A 14,637-nucleotide genomic window follows, 5' to 3' on the forward strand; every position below is an offset into this window, starting at 1 on the left:
ATGAATTAACTCTTAGGCCCCCCAAATTCCATCAGGTAGGCTTTCAGAAATTCATCCAGTTCGCCATCCAGTACGGCATTTGCATTAGATGTTTCATGATCCGTACGCAGGTCTTTAACCAGTTTGTATGGATGCAGCACATAATTCCTGATCTGTGATCCCCATTCAATTTTCTTTTTATTGCCTTCAATCGCATTGCTGGTTTCCTGGCGTTTGCGCATCTCTATCTCGTATAATTGAGATTTTAACAGGCGTATCGCGTTATCCTTATTTTGCAATTGCGAGCGTGATTCCTGGTTCTTGATGATGATACCGGATGGCTTGTGGTACAAACGTACGGCAGTTTCCACCTTGTTCACATTCTGCCCACCTGCACCACCCGAACGAAAAGTCTCAAACTCAATATCAGCCGGGTTAATATCTATTTCGATAGTATCATCCACCAACGGATAAACATAGACTGACGCAAACGAGGTATGGCGTTTGGCATTCGAGTCAAAAGGCGATATGCGCACTAACCGGTGTACACCATTTTCTCCCTTTAAATATCCGTAGGCAAAATCCCCTTCAATTTGAAGTGTAACGGTTTTAACGCCCGCCACATCACCTTCCTGAAAATCCTGCTCGGTTACTTTATAGCCGTTCTTTTCGCCCCACATAATGTACATGCGCATCAGCATACCTGCCCAGTCGCAGCTTTCTGTACCACCAGCCCCTGCTGTGATCTGTAAAACTGCATTCAGCTGGTCTTCCTCAGCCGAAAGCATGTTTTTAAATTCAAGCTCTTCAACCGCTTTGGTAGCAGCGTTAAATTGCTCCTGCATTTCTGCTTCGGTAGCGTCGCCGGCCTGGTAAAATTCAAAAAGCACACCGGTATCTTCCACAACCGATACTACTTTCTGAAAAGCGTCTGTCCAGATTTTTTTTGTTTTGATCGAAGCCAGCACTTTTTCGGCCTCTTTAGGCTGATCCCAGAAATGGGGGCCAACAGTTATTTCTTGTTCCTTTTGTAGTGCATCGAGTTTCTTATCGATGTCAAAGATGCCTCCTCAGGGAAGCTGCTCTATCCCTCAAATCCTGGATCTGTTCTTTAGTCATGCGGCAAATATAGGTTTAATGTGCAAATTTCAGATGTGCAAATATGCAGATGATTGTAGCCTCACCCCAGCCCTCTCCAAGGGAGAGGGAGCTTAACGAAAATGTCGTTATAATACCCAAACTTAAAAGTCCTCTCCTTTGGAGAGGATTTAGGTGAGGCTAAAACTGTCAAAGGGGTTGCAAACTTAATTACACCCCCTCTGAACTCGTTTTTATAGGTAGTAGACCTTTAACTGGCAAGCATCAACCTGTTTACTATAATGCTCAGGTCGGCACGGTTACCATTAATTTTTGATAGAAATGAACTTAATGTAAATTCCTTGTTCTTTTCGCCTTTTGTTTGCTCAATCAGATCAAGCATTACCGGCGGAATCAAAGATTTTGAAATGTTTAAGGCTGAAGCAGGGTCGATATTATAAAATCTGTTTAGTTTATTGGCAAACTTATTAACCACACTCGTAGTCAACGGACTCTTATATATCTCGGGGAACTGGAAATATTTTACAAGGTCCTTTAACTTACCCGACTCCATCTGTCCTTTAAAGACTTCAATAATAGAACTTGACGCATCATTGATTACCGCTTCACGGTCTTTCTCGCGTATTTCCGGATTTTCCATAACAGCCTTCCCGGCGTTATTTTTTACAAGCAAAAAGAGTTTTTCGAACATAAATTTTTTCTTTTTAGCGGATTAACAAAATGATTATAAATAACACTTTTATTTATGATGTAGACAAATATATGATTTAATTGTTTTTAAAATCAAAATAATTGTCAAACTATTTTAAAATTTTAATAATTTTTCAGTGTAAAACAAACACTATGTATGGTGTGTTATTTGGACACCGAAAGCAGGTGTGTTTTTGACACTGAAACCGGGTGTAATTTCAACACTTAAACGACTTTTTTTGTCATTGAAAAAACACTAAAATTTATTTGTCATTCACCTGAATATTTAATTCTATTTTTGTGTAAAACCATTCAATTATGCTGCCAAACATTGATTTTACTACCACACAGGCTTATAAATATTTAGCCGACCATTTCATTGATATCACATCAAAAAACCTTAAGGACCTTTTTAAATCTGATAATCAGCGTTTTGAAAAATTTTCGGCGCAATTCAATGACATCCTGCTGGATTACTCAAAAAACCGCATCGACGACGAGACCGTTGCTTTATTGATACAATTAGCAAAAGAATGTAGGGTAAAAGAGGCAGCAGAGGCCATGTTTTCGGGCGAAAAGATCAACGTAACGGAAAATAGGCCTGTATTACACATCGCGCTCCGTAACCGCAGTAACAACCCTATTTATGTTGATGGCCAGGATGTAATGCCCGATGTGAACAAGGTGCTGCAACAAATGAAATCTTTCAGTGAAGCCATCATTTCGGGCGAGTGGAAAGGCTTCAGCGGCAAACCAATTACTGATGTTGTAAATATCGGTATTGGTGGCTCTGACCTTGGACCCGTAATGGTAACCGAAGCATTAAAATCATACAAAAATCACCTTAACATGCATTTCGTTTCCAATGTGGACGCTACCCATATTGTTGAAACACTAAAACCGCTTAACCCGGAAACCACACTATTCCTGATCGCATCAAAAACCTTTACCACCCAGGAAACAATGGCCAACGCACATAGTGCGCGGGATTGGACTATAGCCGGTGGTGCTACTGATAAAGATATTGCCAAACATTTTGCCGCATTATCAACCAACGCCAAAGCGGTTGAGCAGTTTGGCATCGACACCAAAAATATGTTTGAGTTTTGGGACTGGGTTGGCGGCAGATACTCTTTATGGAGTGCGATTGGTCTATCAATCGTATTAAGCATCGGTTTTGAAAACTTCACCGAGCTTTTAACAGGCGCCCACCAGATGGACCAGCACTTTAAAAATACCGAACTGGAGCAAAACCTTCCGGTAATACTGGCGCTTGTAGGTATATGGTACAATAACTTTTTCGAAACAGAAACTAATGCCATCCTTCCATACGATCAATACATGCATCGTTTTGCAGCATATTTCCAACAAGGAGATATGGAAAGTAATGGCAAGCATGTAGATCGTAACGGAAACACTGTAGACCACTCTACCGGCCCGATCATCTGGGGCGAACCGGGCACCAACGGACAGCATGCCTTCTATCAATTAATTCATCAGGGAACCAAACTGATCCCTTGCGACTTTATAGCACCTGCACAGTCGCATAATCCGCTTGGCGAACATCACCAGATGCTGCTTTCAAACTTCTTTGCACAAACCGAAGCATTAATGAATGGCAAAACCCGCGAGGAAGTGGTTGCTGAATTAAAAGCATCTGGCAAATCAGATGCAGAGATAGAAAAGCTGGCGCCATTTAAAGAATTTGATGGCAACCGTCCAACTAACTCTATATTGGTAAAAAAGATCACGCCGCGCACTTTAGGTTCACTAATTGCAATGTACGAGCACAAAATATTTGTACAGGGTATTATCTGGAACATCTACAGCTTTGACCAATGGGGTGTTGAATTAGGAAAACAATTAGCCGGAAAAATTCTTCCTGAACTAAGAACCAATGATGAAGTAAGCAGTCATGATTCATCAACTAATGGCTTGATCAATCAGTATAAGGCCTGGAGGTAAAATAACAAGGCCCTCTTTTTTGGAGAGGGCTTTCATTTTTCTATTAAAATTCCGCATTCTTCGGAAACCTTGGGAAAGGAATCACATCCCTGATATTACCCATACCAGTAACAAACTGCACCATCCGCTCAAAGCCTAAACCAAAACCAGCATGCGGACAAGCGCCGAAACGGCGGGTATCTAAATACCACCACAGTTCATCTTTTGGTATGCCCATTTCATCCATGCGCTGTTCCAGTTTTTCTAAACGTTCTTCACGTTGAGAACCGCCCACCATTTCGCCAATGCCTGGGAATAGGATATCCATCGCGCGTACAGTTTCGTGTCCGTTTGCATCAGGCTCATTCTGGCGCATGTAAAATGCTTTTATGGCTTTAGGATAATCGGTTAGAATAACCGGTTTCTTAAAGTGTTTTTCAACCAAATAACGCTCATGCTCTGATTGCAGATCAGTGCCCCATCCTTCAACCGGGTATTGAAATTTCTTCTTTTTATTCGGAGTTGATTCTATCAATATATCGATAGCCTCAGTATAGGTCAGGCGCTGAAAATCATTATCCAGGCAAAACTGTAACTTCTCTGTTAATGACATATCAGAACGCTCCTGTTGTGGCTTCTGCTTTTCTTCTTCGGCTAAACGCTGCGTTAAAAATTCAATGTCCTCTGCATTATGTTTTAAAACGTATGCGATCAGGTATTTCAACAGCTCTTCGGCCAGATTCATGTTATCTTCCAGGTCATAAAAAGCCATCTCCGGCTCTATCATCCAAAACTCAGCCAAGTGGCGCGTCGTATTGGAATTTTCGGCACGGAAAGTCGGACCGAAAGTATAAATATCACTCAGAGCCATTGCACCCAACTCGCCTTCCAGCTGACCGGAAACCGTTAAATTAGTAGCCCTGCCAAAGAAATCCTGTTTAAAATCAACTTCCCCGTTTTCAATTCTTGGCGGATTTGCCATGTTTAAGTTGGTCACATGGAAAGTCTCCCCTGCCCCCTCTGCATCTGATGCTGTAATAATTGGTGTATGCAGGTAAACAAATCCTCTCTCCTGGAAAAATGTATGCACAGCAAATGCAAGGCTGTTACGCACACGAAAAATCGCCCCGAAAGTATTGGTACGGAAACGCAGGTGTGCAATTTCCCTTAAAAACTCAAGGCTATGTTTTTTAGGCTGAAGCGGGTATTTTTCAGGGTCACTGTCGCCTAATATTTCTATTGTTTTGGCTTTTACTTCCACCTTCTGGCCTTTGCCTAATGAGGCAACTAACTCGCCCACCACGCTAATAGCTGCGCCTGTAGTAAGTCTTTTTAAAATAGATGGATCAGTGTTCTCAAAATCAACTACTATCTGGATATTGCTATTGGTAGAGCCATCATTTAAAGCAATAAACTGGTTATTACGAAAGGTACGCACCCATCCTTTAACTGTTACTTCAATGTTGGTTTGCTCACTTTCAAGCAATGCTTTGATCTTTGTCCGCTGACTCATAATAAATATTTAGAGGCGCAAAAATACGATTATTTGCTCTTTGTCTGAACCGGAATTAATAGAATTTATGAATTAACAGAATGAAATACACAGTGCTACATTTTCAATTAAAATTCTGGCAATTACTTAATTCGATAAACGGCGCAGCCTTCTTGAACGCCAATGAATAAACAATAGGTGATAAATTCAGGTTCAGAAACTTTACCTTTGCCATTAATGAACCCTAAAGCAAGCCTTATTATTGGCATTATCTGTATTTCCTTTTCGCCAATATTTGTAAAGCTTGCTGTTGCACCGCCAATTACATCAGGTTTTTACCGTATTTTCATCGCCTGGCTGTTCCTGGCGCCTTATTGCATTTATAAAAAACAATTAAAAATCAACAGAAAAGACCTTTTAGTGGCCCTTGTTGGCGGCGTGGTTTTCGGTGCCGATATCGCCGTGTGGAACCTGTCGCTTGTAAAGATAAGCGCTACCATTTCCACATTATTAACTAACCTGGCACCTGTTTGGGTGGGGTTATTAAGCTTTTTGATACTCCGCAAAAGGTCGGGCGTATTATTCTGGGTAGGTACCTGGATCGCAATTTTTGGGATGATTATCCTGGTAGGGTACAACAATATCCTCCATTTGCAATTCAATATCGGCCTGGTTTACGCCTTGATCGCCAGTTTTTTTTATGCTATTTATATCATGATCACCAAAGGCATTTTGCGCAGGATAACTACCGTTACCTTTATGTTTTATAATATGCTGGGGGCATCTGTTTTTTTGTTGCTCATCTGCGTTTCACAACATAACGAACTGATCCATTTCTCCACCTCAACATGGCTTTGCCTGTTAGGCATGGGATTAATTTGCCAGCTCGTTGGATGGATCACCATAAATTATTCTCTTAATTACCTGGAGGCCACCAAAGTTTCTATCGCATTGCTAAGCCAAACCGTTATAGCAGGCTTTTGGGCCATGCTTTTTCTGAACGAAACGTTGGCGTTTAAAGAAATAGCAGGCAGCATTATTGTGCTCGCGGGTATTGCGGTTACTTTTTTAAAACGGAAGTCTTTAAGCAATTAAGGTATCTGCATCCAAAATTGTCCGTTCGTAAAATCAAGTGTAGTACCCAAAGAGCCTGTAGCACTCGTTCTGATAAAATGCAACTCAAAACCTCCTGCTGAAACACCTGTTGCCGCATTATACTGATCAAAATGCACGTTATTCATCTTTGTAGTATCCAATTTATACTGACTTGTTACAACATCACTACCCATTGTTGTATAAAATGAGCCTTCATTAGCTTTCAGGGTATAAGTGCCAACGCCCCGAAATTTTACCTTAAATGTAATGTTCTGCTCGCCACCAGCATGAAATCCTTTTACAAGCAGTGTATCCCTGCTGTTATTAAGGAATTGGGTAGTTGGATCTGCTATCCAATTTGCATTATTAAAATTAGCACCAATAAATGCCTGGTGCACCGGATTATCCTTCTTGCAGGAAAAAGCAAGCATCACGCCCATCGCAATGATTGTTATTAATATCTTTTTCATAGTCCAATTGATTTTTTTCTCTAAATTAAGATACGACAAAATAATGCTTACTGCTACAATCGTTTATAAATTTATTGATACGATTAAGACCCTGCGATAAGTAAAAAAGTTATTTTTGTGATTACGCCCTTGCGCACAACAAACTAATATGATCACCAAACCCACCATTGACCGCATTATGGAAGCCATCGACATTGTCGAGGTGGTGGGCGAATTTGTGCAGTTAAAAAAGCGCGGAGCAAATTATGTAGGTCTATCGCCATTTGCTAATGAGCGAACGCCTTCATTTACGGTTTCACCTGCAAAGGGTATCTTTAAAGACTTTTCATCAGGCAAGGGCGGATCTGCCGTCACCTTTTTGATGGAACTTGAAAAGTTTACCTATCCCGAAGCACTAAAATGGCTGGCCAAAAAATACGGCATCGAGGTTGAGGAAACTGTAGAGGCGTCTGAAAATAAAGAAGAAGAACTTCGCCGCGAAAGCTTAATGATCGTCAGCGCGTATGCCGCTAAATTCTTTCACGAAAGCTTACTGGATACTGATGAAGGCAAAAATATAGGTCTTAGCTATTTTAAAGAGCGGGGCTTTAGTAACGATACGATTAAGAAATTTGAATTAGGCTACTCGCCCGACCAATGGGAAGCCTTTACCGGGCAGGCCTTAAAGGATGGTTACCAGGAGGAATTTTTAGTAGAAAGCGGTTTATCTGTTAAGCGTGATAATGGCTCATTATATGACCGTTACCGCGGCCGTGTGATGTTCCCGATACATGGATTTACAGGTCGTGTGATCGCTTTTGGCGGCAGAACGCTTAAAACGGACAAGAACGTACCAAAATACGTCAACTCGCCCGAGTCGGAGATTTACCATAAATCAAACGTATTATACGGGCTTTACTTCGCCAAAAAGGCAATAAGGGATGAAGATAATTGCTACCTGGTAGAAGGTTATGCCGACGTGCTTTCGGTTCATCAGGCGGGCATTGAAAATGTGGTGGCCTCGTCGGGTACTTCCTTAACAATCGAACAAATCAGGCTGATAGGCCGATTCACAAAAAATATCACCATTTTGTACGATGGAGATGCGGCCGGTATCAAAGCTTCACTGAGAGGTTTGGATATGATATTGGAAGAAGGACTCAATGTAAAAGTGGTTCTCTTCCCAGACGGACATGATCCAGATTCCTATGTACGCAGTGTGGGTACCAATGCCTTCAAAACTCATATCGATAAAAACCGCAAGGACTTCATTTTATATAAAACTGATATCCTGCTCAAAGAGGCTGGTACAGATCCGATAAAACGTGCTGATGTGATAAGGGAAGTGGTAGAAAGTATCGCCAAGATCCCGGATTCTATCAAAGCTTCGGTGTTCATTAAAGATTGCAGCCATTTATTACAGATAGATGAACGGGCACTGCTTTCTGAGCTGAACAAAATGCGCATGGCTAAGGCCAAAAAAGATTCGCAGCAGCAAGCTACGAAACAGGCAGAGGCCGATTATTATACCGCTGCTGAGGAAATAAGTCCCGAAAAGCCTGTCAAGGAAGATTTTACGCAAGAAAAAGAGATCATCCGCCTGTTACTGCTTTATGGTAGCAAGATGATTGATTGGGACGGCATCGCCAATACCTATATCGGACCATTTATGGTAGCCGAACTGAGCGACGTGGATTTCGAGCACGAACCCAGTAAAAAATTCATGGAGCTCTACAGCAAAGAAGTAGAAAATGGCGTTTTGCCCGATGAGCAATTTTTTATTCACTACCCGGACAAGGAAATTGTTGATTTGTCCGTTACCCTGATAGCTACGAAATATACCTTAAGCGAAAACTGGTACGAAATGCATAAAATATTGGTGCCGGACGAGCAAGTGAATATGAAAGCCACTATTTTGGGGGCGATATTTCATTTGAAAAAGCATAAGGTGGGTAAGATTTTAGACGGATTGCGTACAGAACTGCAGAGAGCCGAAGGAGAAGCAGATACAGATATCTTGCTGACCCAATACATGCAGATGAAAAAGGTGGAGAAAAGTATTTCGGATTATTTAGGCTCAGTGATCATCAGATAATGGCTGTACATCTCGACCTGGGCCGAAAAGGCGAAAGCCTGGCAAAAACATTTTTGGAAGGATTGGGTTACGAAATACTGGACGAGAACTGGACACATGGTAAAGCCGAAATTGACCTGGTTGCTTATAAAGATAAAGTGATCATATTTGCCGAGGTGAAAACACGAACCGGAAACGCATTTGGCGAACCGGAAGATTTTGTGGACAATCGTAAGCAAAAATTGCTGGCCGAAGCCGCAGATGAATATATTTACCTGATGGATCACCAGGGCGAAGTGCGGTTTGATATCGTATCCATTTTGTTTGATAAGAATGCTAATTATACACTAAAACATATTGAAGATGCCTTTTGGCCTTCTGCTTGATTAAACTATGAAAAATAATACCGTTCTGCTTTTAATAGCAGTTGTTGTACTGGCATTAGGCTGTAATAGCTGCAATAAAAAACCACAGGAAGCCAATTTATCTATAAGTCCCGAAGCCGGCACCAGTTATAAGCAGGGACAGGATGTTTCTGTAAAGATCAGCTATCCTGCAGATATGAAGCCCGACTCGATAGTTTACCTGCTTGATTCGGCCAGGTTTGCTTCCAAAAAGGATTCATCTGCCGCAACCTTAAAAACGGATACGATGCCTTTGGGGCCCAGGTCAATAACTGCGAAACTGTACCAGGGTGGCAAAAGCCAGGATATATCAACCAATATTGTTCTGCTGGCAGCAAAAGCTCCTGAAGAATATACTTTTAAAATTGAAAAGGTATATCCGCATGATACCAGCTCGTTTACCGAAGGGTTATTATATCATGACGGGTATTTATATGAAAGCACTGGCCAAAATCATTCAAAACTATTGAAGATAAACCTCGAAACTGGCAAAGCTGTTATGCAGGCGAAACTTGATACCCAGTATTTCGGGGAAGGCAGCGCCATCATCGGCGACAAGATCATCATGCTAACCTACAAAGACCCGAGGTCTCTTTTTGTGTTTGACAAAAACACATTTAAATTACTGAAAACCTTGCCATATCATGTGGGTGTAGAGGGCTGGGGCCTAACCTTCGACGGGAAAAAACTGTATACTGATGATAGCACCAACCGGATTTGGTTTTTAGATAAAGATACTTACCGCCAGACAGGCTTTATTGATGTGTATGATAACGAAGGTGCAATAAATAACATCAATGAGTTGGAATATATTGATGGTAAATTGTATGCCAATATCTGGGAGAAAAACACGATTGTGATCATTGATCCTAAAACCGGTGCTGTCACCGGAAGAATAGACCTGACCAATCTTTATCCTCAAAATAAAAGAAATCTTAACTCGGATGTATTAAACGGGATAGCTTATGACCCCCAAACCAAAAGGATATTTATTACCGGTAAAAATTGGGATAAATTATTCCAGGTGAAATTTATAAAGAAATAATTCTCATGAATCCTTCTCCTAAAGAAGCATTCTAAACCATATGCCCAAAATAGAACTCTTAACGGAGATCAGCGCACCTATCGAAAAGGTTTTCGACCTGGCCAGGAGTATCGATCTGCATATGGAATCGACCAAGCAAACCGGTGAACAAGCAATTGCAGGGAAAACAAGCGGCCTAATAGAACCGGGCGAAACTGTTACCTGGCGGGCAAAGCATTTCGGTATCTGGCAAACGCTAACCTCAAAGATCACAGAGTTTGATCGCCCCAATTTCTTTGCCGATGAAATGGTACAAGGCGCTTTTAAATCCTTTCGTCATGAGCATCATTTTATCAGGGCTGACGATCATACTGTAATGAAGGATATCTTTGTTTTTGAATCGCCGTTTGGGGTAGTGGGTAGGGTGTTTAATTGGCTGGTGCTGACCAATTATATGACTAAGTTATTGAAAGAGAGGAATAGGGTGATAAAAAAGGTGGCTGAAAGTTACCAATAAAACATTATCCCTTTTTCAACGACTTGCTTATTTCTTGAAGGCTTTCGGCAATTCTACCTATGTGTGTTGGAGATGGTGTAATTGTTGACCAATTTGACATCTCGTTTACAGCTATACTAAATGACTCTTTGATAGGTGATTTAAAAGCGTCTTTATAACTGACTGTAAAATGTGCTTCGTCATTCATCTTCGCTTTATAATTATTAACCGTTTCCAATATAAAGTATCTTTTAGTAAAGCCAGGAGGACAATATTTCATTCCATGTTTAAAGATTCCAATAAATCCAAGCCTACCAGAGCCATCGCCTTTTTCACGATCTTTTATATCTTTTGTAATATGAAGCATACATGAGTTTTTAACGCACACAGGGGCATGTAAATTGAAAGATTTGTAACTTTCTTAAAAGGGAGACAAATCGATGAATCAAGAAGCAAACCCATCTGTGGTATTATTTGAACAGGTTGTATTGCGAGGCTGCGGTTTAGATGTACACGAAAAGACCGTAGTAGCTACAATCGATGGAGAAGGGATCGTCCGGGAGACGAGAACCTTTGATACTTACACGAGTTCTTTGAATGAATTAAGCGAATGGCTGCAGCTACATCAGATTAGCGATGTAGCGATGGAATCAACAGGGGTTTACTGGAAGCCAGTGTTCAATATACTGGATGAGAGCTTTAAAGTTACGCTGGTCAACGCCAGGCACCTGAAGAATGTTCCGGGAAGGAAAACGGATAAAAAGGACAGTCAATGGATCTGCAAACTGTTGCTGGCAGGATTGTTAAAAGCAAGCTTTATCCCCGAAGAGAAGATTCGGGATTTAAGGAATTTGACCCGATATTCCACGAAGCTTACCCAGGAGATGGCAGCAGAAAAGAACCGGATACAAAAGATCCTGGAGGAGGCCAACATTAAACTAAGCAGCGTGGTGTCGGATATCAGCGGAACGGTGGCAATCAAACTGATCGACGGACTGATAACAGGCAGGACGGATCTTGAAGCGATGATCGATGAATGTTATCATGGTAAGATGAAAGCCAGTAAAGCAGAGCTGTTAAAAGCGATAACAGGAAGAATGGCCCCTAGTCATCGTTTTATGCTGAAGCAGATGAAACATCATATCTCCTACCTGGAATCGCAGATAGCGGTAGTGCAGCTGGAAATAGACAGCTTACTGGAACAAGACCAGCAAAGCATAGGGCTGCTGACGACGATTCCAGGCGTGAGTAAACTAACAGCGGTAAAACTGCTTGCAGAAACAGGAACAAAAGTAGAACAGACGTTCGGCAGTACCAAACGATTGGCTAAATGGGCAGGCATTTGCCCGGGTAACAACGAGAGCGGAGGGAAAAAACTGAGCGGGCGTACAACGCATGGGAACAAATACCTGAAAAGTCTTTTAGTGGAGGCTGCCTGGGCAGCAACGCGAACAAAAGGAACTTATCTGAGAGCAAAGTATAACAGCATGGCCGCAAGCAAAGGAAAGAAAAAAGCGCTACTGATAATAGGACATAAGATCCTGAACGCGGTTTATATTATCCTAAGCAGCCAGCAACCTTACCAGGCTTTTTCAGTAGAGGAATTTGAGATCAGACGTAACCAAACGCGTATTAAGCATTTGAAAAACGAATTAAAGGAGCTAGGCATAACAGCCTGACTCTAATAAGAAAGCCGTTTTTTTTACTGGTGGGCAAGACCCCGCGTATGAAACAGGTGTTACACAGCTAAGCACACAGGGTTGAGCTTAGAGCTCGAGGATGAAATTTTACAAACTCTTGGCTGTGTTTTATTAACAGAATTTAAACCGTTGACTTATCTGTCAACATAATTATTTACGGATGAAACTTAAGATCATACGCGGTTCCATGTCCATTATTTTCAACTACGATAAACATCAATGTTGGGTCTGTTTCCGCATGTTCGAAATAAACCGAAATATTTGGCCTGATTTGTTCTCCCCTCATTTTCCTTGTTTCATCAACTAATTTCCATGTGTAAATGGCTAATAGCACTGTTGAAACTGTTAGCACTAAGGTTAATGAAAAATCTGCAATTTCCTTAATATAAGTTAAATCCAAAATCATTAATTAGGTGTCAGCATTGGATAAGTTGTCCTGATAGCAGACCAAAAAATTTTATAATCTAATCGGTGTAATCTCAATATAATCAGTGTAATCCCAAAATCAATTCCCCAACTGCTTCAAAGCCAAATAAGCCATCAACCCAGTACTCACTTTAAAAGCATCCTCCTCCACATCAAATGTTGGAGTATGTACTGATGAGGTGATACCGCGGCTTTCGTTACGGGTACCAAGGCGGTAAAAGCAGGAGTCGGCTACTTGTGAGTAATAGGCGAAATCTTCGGCAGCCATCCAGATATCAAGATCGAGCACGTTTTCTTTCCCTAAATAATCTTCGGCATGTGCGCGGGTTGCGGCAGTTAGTTTTTCTTCGTTGATCAGGAAAGGATATCCACGCATTATATTAAAATCACAGCTTCCGCCCATGCTTTCAGCAATGCCTTCGGCCATTTTTTTCATCTTTTTGTGGGCATCGTTACGCCATGCCTCATCCATCGTACGGAAAGTACCTTCCAGGTAAACTTCATCAGGAATCACATTGGTAGCACCATTGGCTATCACCTTACCAAAAGAAAGCACCGAGGGGCTCTTGGGATCATTATAGCGACTAATGATAGTCTGCAAAGCGGTTAATATATGCGCAGTAATAATTACCGGATCGATATTTTGTTGTGGCTGTGCACCGTGGCCGCCTTTTCCTTTTACAGTTACATAAAGTTCATCAGTCGAGGCCATGTACTTGCCCGCCCTGAAACCTACCTTACCAGCATCGATCAAAGGCATTACATGCTGACCTAATACGGCTTGCGGCTTTGGATTTTCTAATACACCTTCTTTGATCATCAAACTGGCACCGCCGGGCAATTTCTCTTCAGCAGGCTGAAAGATCAGCTTTACTGTTCCAGCGAACTGGTTTTTTAATTCAGTCAATATTTTTGCCGTGCCCAATAAGGATGAAGTATGTGCATCATGACCACACGCATGCATTACACCTGTATTTTGAGATTTATAAGAAACATCATTGGCTTCAGTGATCGGCAGTGCATCCATATCGGCACGCAGGGCAATTACTTTATCAGATGGTTTACTGCCCTTTATCAATGCAACCAAACCGTTTTCTGCCATTCTATGATATTCAAGACCCAATTCATCCAACTTTTTGGCCACATAAGCAGAAGTCTCAACTTCGTTAAAAGAAAGCTCCGGATGCGAGTGCAGGTGACGGCGGTTAGCCACTACCTCGTTAAAAATACTGCTTGAAAGTTCCTGTATCTTTTCCTTATTCATCTGTTTCCGGTTTAGGCTGATTGATTTTTTCCTGGATGATAAACAGGCCTGTGAACCATTTTTTTAGCTCGTCCTGCATCTTCTCGGCATCTAAACGTGTTCTAAAATCTCCGACACGCACTTTAAAATTGGGATCATTATAGATCACATAGGTACGCACATCCGGAAATTGTTCCTGGAATTTTGCCTGGGTGTTGTAAGCTTCTTTTCTGTCGGCCCCTGTAAATATCTGCACCCTAAACCCGTTGATCATACCGCCATCAGCACCAACTGCTTTAGCCAATTCAAGTCGCCTTGCGGCAAAAGTATCTATCCTCGCATCTTTTACTATCTCAACCTTACCACGCGTTTGCGCTACGGCAGAAGAAGTAAAAAATAAAACAATAAAAAAGCAGCATCCGGTTAATTGCAAAAACGCTTTATAAATTGATGCTGCTTTATTCATAGTATAAATTTATTAAAACCTATTTGTCATTCTGAACATAGTGAAGAATCTTCTCCA

General features: G+C 41.5%; 15 protein-coding genes. 7 read left to right on the plus strand and 8 right to left on the minus strand.

The window, feature by feature from the left end; translation table 11 throughout:
- Window positions 1-5: 5 nt before the first annotated feature.
- Both prfB and ACPPVU_RS22995 read right to left on the minus strand, forming a co-directional pair.
- Window positions 6-1,098 (minus strand): peptide chain release factor 2 gene (gene prfB, locus ACPPVU_RS22990; protein WP_426669076.1). Its coding sequence is split into 2 segments (ribosomal slippage): window positions 6-1,037 and window positions 1,039-1,098, totalling 1,092 coding nucleotides; the frame shifts between segments, so codons are not numbered across the junction.
- 229 nt (window positions 1,099-1,327) lie between these two features.
- The gene (locus ACPPVU_RS22995; RefSeq protein WP_426669077.1) at window positions 1,328-1,768 is read right to left on the minus strand and encodes a hypothetical protein; all 441 of its coding nucleotides are present in this window, start codon (window positions 1,766-1,768) and stop codon (window positions 1,328-1,330) included.
- Between the two features lie 317 nt (window positions 1,769-2,085).
- Here ACPPVU_RS22995 and pgi point away from each other — a divergent pair, with 317 nt between their 5' ends.
- Entirely contained in the window at window positions 2,086-3,732 is a 1,647-nt protein-coding gene (gene pgi / locus ACPPVU_RS23000) for a glucose-6-phosphate isomerase (protein WP_426669078.1), read from the plus strand.
- Window positions 3,733-3,775: 43 nt separating this feature from the next.
- On the opposite strand, the gene asnS is transcribed toward pgi, so the two are convergent.
- Complete coding sequence (gene asnS, locus ACPPVU_RS23005; RefSeq protein WP_426669079.1) at window positions 3,776-5,224, minus strand: asparagine--tRNA ligase; 1,449 nt, start codon at window positions 5,222-5,224, stop codon at window positions 3,776-3,778.
- A 216-nt stretch (window positions 5,225-5,440) separates the two neighbouring features.
- Here asnS and ACPPVU_RS23010 point away from each other — a divergent pair, with 216 nt between their 5' ends.
- Window positions 5,441-6,298 carry a DMT family transporter gene (locus ACPPVU_RS23010; protein ID WP_426669080.1) on the plus strand — a complete coding sequence of 286 codons (858 nt, stop codon included), beginning with the start codon at window positions 5,441-5,443 and terminating at the stop codon, window positions 6,296-6,298.
- On the opposite strand, the gene ACPPVU_RS23015 is transcribed toward ACPPVU_RS23010, so the two are convergent.
- A complete protein-coding gene (locus tag ACPPVU_RS23015) occupies window positions 6,295-6,768 on the minus strand; it encodes a hypothetical protein (RefSeq protein WP_426669081.1) in 474 nt (157 codons plus the stop codon). The genes ACPPVU_RS23010 and ACPPVU_RS23015 overlap by 4 nt on opposite strands.
- Window positions 6,769-6,916: 148 nt before the next feature.
- Here ACPPVU_RS23015 and dnaG point away from each other — a divergent pair, with 148 nt between their 5' ends.
- Genes dnaG through ACPPVU_RS23035 form a run of 4 tightly spaced genes read left to right on the plus strand, consistent with a single transcriptional unit; the run spans window position 6,917 to window position 10,766 of the window.
- Window positions 6,917-8,842, plus strand: a complete 1,926-nt coding sequence (gene dnaG / locus ACPPVU_RS23020) for a DNA primase (protein WP_426669082.1) — start codon at window positions 6,917-6,919, stop codon at window positions 8,840-8,842.
- Window positions 8,842-9,207 (plus strand): YraN family protein, encoded by a 366-nt coding sequence (locus ACPPVU_RS23025; RefSeq protein ID WP_426669083.1) that lies wholly within the window; start codon window positions 8,842-8,844, stop codon window positions 9,205-9,207. Before dnaG ends, ACPPVU_RS23025 begins: the two co-directional genes overlap by 1 nt.
- A gap of 7 nt (window positions 9,208-9,214) precedes the next feature.
- A complete protein-coding gene (locus ACPPVU_RS23030) occupies window positions 9,215-10,270 on the plus strand; it encodes a glutaminyl-peptide cyclotransferase (RefSeq protein ID WP_426669084.1) in 1,056 nt (351 codons plus the stop codon).
- A gap of 40 nt (window positions 10,271-10,310) precedes the next feature.
- On the plus strand, window positions 10,311-10,766 hold the full coding sequence (locus ACPPVU_RS23035) for an SRPBCC family protein (protein WP_426669085.1): 456 nt from the start codon (window positions 10,311-10,313) through the stop codon (window positions 10,764-10,766).
- Between the two features lie 4 nt (window positions 10,767-10,770).
- Here ACPPVU_RS23035 and ACPPVU_RS23040 read toward each other — a convergent pair whose 3' ends face one another.
- Window positions 10,771-11,112, minus strand: coding sequence for a hypothetical protein (locus ACPPVU_RS23040; RefSeq protein ID WP_426669086.1), 342 nt, complete (start codon window positions 11,110-11,112; stop codon window positions 10,771-10,773).
- A gap of 73 nt (window positions 11,113-11,185) precedes the next feature.
- On the opposite strand from ACPPVU_RS23040, the gene ACPPVU_RS23045 reads away from it, so the two are divergent.
- Window positions 11,186-12,424, plus strand: a complete 1,239-nt coding sequence (locus ACPPVU_RS23045; RefSeq protein WP_426669087.1) for an IS110 family transposase — start codon at window positions 11,186-11,188, stop codon at window positions 12,422-12,424.
- A gap of 175 nt (window positions 12,425-12,599) precedes the next feature.
- On the opposite strand, the gene ACPPVU_RS23050 is transcribed toward ACPPVU_RS23045, so the two are convergent.
- The 3 genes from ACPPVU_RS23050 to ACPPVU_RS23060 all read right to left on the minus strand — a co-directional run bounded on the left by ACPPVU_RS23050 (window position 12,600) and on the right by ACPPVU_RS23060 (window position 14,580).
- Window positions 12,600-12,797 carry a hypothetical protein gene (locus ACPPVU_RS23050; protein WP_426669088.1) on the minus strand — a complete coding sequence of 66 codons (198 nt, stop codon included), beginning with the start codon at window positions 12,795-12,797 and terminating at the stop codon, window positions 12,600-12,602.
- A gap of 153 nt (window positions 12,798-12,950) precedes the next feature.
- Complete coding sequence (locus tag ACPPVU_RS23055) at window positions 12,951-14,135, minus strand: M20 metallopeptidase family protein (protein ID WP_426669089.1); 1,185 nt, start codon at window positions 14,133-14,135, stop codon at window positions 12,951-12,953.
- On the minus strand, window positions 14,128-14,580 hold the full coding sequence (locus tag ACPPVU_RS23060) for an SPOR domain-containing protein (RefSeq protein ID WP_426669090.1): 453 nt from the start codon (window positions 14,578-14,580) through the stop codon (window positions 14,128-14,130). The genes ACPPVU_RS23055 and ACPPVU_RS23060 overlap by 8 nt, the downstream gene beginning before the upstream one ends.
- Between the last annotated feature and the right edge of the window lie 57 nt (window positions 14,581-14,637).

The organism is Mucilaginibacter sp. McL0603 (assembly GCF_049992945.1).
Classification (GTDB): Bacteria; Bacteroidota; Bacteroidia; order Sphingobacteriales; family Sphingobacteriaceae; genus Mucilaginibacter.

Bases quoted from the DNA above. Each gene is read 5' to 3' on its own strand.
- ACPPVU_RS22995 (WP_426669077.1), bottom strand. From the start codon at position 1,768: ATGTTCGAAAAACTCTTTTTGCTTGTAAAAAATAACGCCGGGAAGGCT.
- pgi (WP_426669078.1), top strand. From the start codon at position 2,086: ATGCTGCCAAACATTGATTTTACTACCACACAGGCTTATAAATATTTA.
- asnS (WP_426669079.1), bottom strand. From the start codon at position 5,224: ATGAGTCAGCGGACAAAGATCAAAGCATTGCTTGAAAGTGAGCAAACC.
- ACPPVU_RS23010 (WP_426669080.1), top strand. From the start codon at position 5,441: ATGAACCCTAAAGCAAGCCTTATTATTGGCATTATCTGTATTTCCTTT.
- ACPPVU_RS23015 (WP_426669081.1), bottom strand. From the start codon at position 6,768: ATGAAAAAGATATTAATAACAATCATTGCGATGGGCGTGATGCTTGCT.
- dnaG (WP_426669082.1), top strand. From the start codon at position 6,917: ATGATCACCAAACCCACCATTGACCGCATTATGGAAGCCATCGACATT.
- ACPPVU_RS23025 (WP_426669083.1), top strand. From the start codon at position 8,842: ATGGCTGTACATCTCGACCTGGGCCGAAAAGGCGAAAGCCTGGCAAAA.
- ACPPVU_RS23030 (WP_426669084.1), top strand. From the start codon at position 9,215: ATGAAAAATAATACCGTTCTGCTTTTAATAGCAGTTGTTGTACTGGCA.
- ACPPVU_RS23035 (WP_426669085.1), top strand. From the start codon at position 10,311: ATGCCCAAAATAGAACTCTTAACGGAGATCAGCGCACCTATCGAAAAG.
- ACPPVU_RS23040 (WP_426669086.1), bottom strand. From the start codon at position 11,112: ATGCTTCATATTACAAAAGATATAAAAGATCGTGAAAAAGGCGATGGC.
- ACPPVU_RS23045 (WP_426669087.1), top strand. From the start codon at position 11,186: ATGAATCAAGAAGCAAACCCATCTGTGGTATTATTTGAACAGGTTGTA.
- ACPPVU_RS23055 (WP_426669089.1), bottom strand. From the start codon at position 14,135: ATGAATAAGGAAAAGATACAGGAACTTTCAAGCAGTATTTTTAACGAG.
- ACPPVU_RS23060 (WP_426669090.1), bottom strand. From the start codon at position 14,580: ATGAATAAAGCAGCATCAATTTATAAAGCGTTTTTGCAATTAACCGGA.